We start from the raw sequence: 1,331 nt of genomic DNA, 5'->3' as shown, positions 1-1,331 counted from the left end.
TGGACTGTGTCAAGTTGTTTCGACAGGAGAACACTATTTCCTCAAGCAGCCCGGTCGGCTGCCGATGATTCCGTCTCGGTGCGATCGAAGAACGACTCCATCGCCCGGGCAGGGATCTCATAGCCCAACGCCGAGTGACGCCTCTTCCGGTTGTAGAACACCTCGATATACTCCGCGACCGCCAGCCGTGCCCTTGCGCGAGTAGCGAATCGCTGACGATGGAACATCTCATTCTTCAACGAAGCGAAAAACGCCTCCGCGACCGCGTTGTCCCAACACACCCCAGTCCTGCCCACTGACAAGCGAACCTGCATCAATCGTGCGACTTCCGCATACTCCGCAGAGGTGTACTGGCTGCCTCGATCCGAATGCGCTATTGCGCCCTCGGCAACGTATCCGCCCTGGTAGGCGACCTTAAGAGCATCGATGATCAGACTCGTGCGCATATGCTTCGCCGTCGCCCACCCCACCACCATCCGGGTCGTGAGATCGATGACCGTGGCCAGGAACAACCACCCCTCACCCGTCTTCAGATAAGTGATGTCGCTGACCAGATGCGTCGTGGGTACCGGCGGGTTGAACTCCCGCCGCACCAGATCCGCCCTGTCCTGGGCATCGGCGGCAGGGATCGTGGTTCGCTTCGTTGCCCGGGGTTGGACACCCGCGATCCCGAGCTCGCGCATGATCGCAGCGACCAACCCCAGCGAAACGGTGATCCCTTCGGCTGCGAGATCCTTGTGGATCCGGCGAATGCCGTAGACCTTGTTCGACGCCAACCACAGGGCGTAGACCCGGTCGGCGACGATCTGGCGGCGACCACGCCTGGACTCAGGGTCCGGTTCGGTGTCCTGCCGGTTCTTCCACGCATAGTAGCCGGTGCGCTCAATTCCCAGAATCTGGGTCATCAAGGTGACGGGGAAGGCGCCTTCTTCGGTGTGGATCAGCTCGTACTTCGCGCTCACGGCTGTTCCTTCGCGAAGAAGGCCGCGGCTTTTTTCAAGAACGCGTTCTCCTGCTTCAAACGAGCGATTTCCTTGGCCATCTCGGCCGGGTCATCACTGTTGGCGTCGGGAGCGCGTCGAGCTGATCCGGAGCCGGTTCCTTCAGTGCCAGTGGCCTTCGCGACCCACCGGCCCAGCGTCGACTCGTTGATGTCGAGGTCGCGGGCGACTTCGGCTCGGGACTTCCCGAGGTCGGTGACCATCGCGACGGCGTCGGCCTTGAACTCCGAGGTGAACTCTCTGCGGGGCCGCCGCGGGGATTGGTTGGTAGTCATGTGCAGCAGTTTCCTTTCATCGGGTTCTGCTGTCTACTCAAATCATGACACCCCA

At 61.3% G+C, this 1,331-nt stretch carries 1 protein-coding gene; it reads right to left on the bottom strand.

The genetic code is table 11. The annotated features are described in order from the left end of the window. Nucleotides 1-41 precede the first annotated feature (41 nt). Nucleotides 42-1,276, bottom strand: a protein-coding gene (locus ACPUD7_RS17670; RefSeq protein ID WP_425120641.1) for an IS3 family transposase whose coding sequence is annotated in 2 segments (ribosomal slippage) — nucleotides 42-991 and nucleotides 991-1,276 — 1,236 coding nt in all. Because the reading frame shifts where the segments join, the coding sequence is not laid out codon by codon here. Nucleotides 1,277-1,331: the final 55 nt, after the last annotated feature.

It is taken from the genome of Brevibacterium sp. FAM 24630 (genome assembly GCF_049804075.1).
Classification (GTDB): domain Bacteria; phylum Actinomycetota; class Actinomycetes; order Actinomycetales; family Brevibacteriaceae; genus Brevibacterium.
The sequence above is the reverse complement of the archived record's forward strand: the minus strand, read 5'-3'. Positions and strand labels throughout refer to the sequence as shown.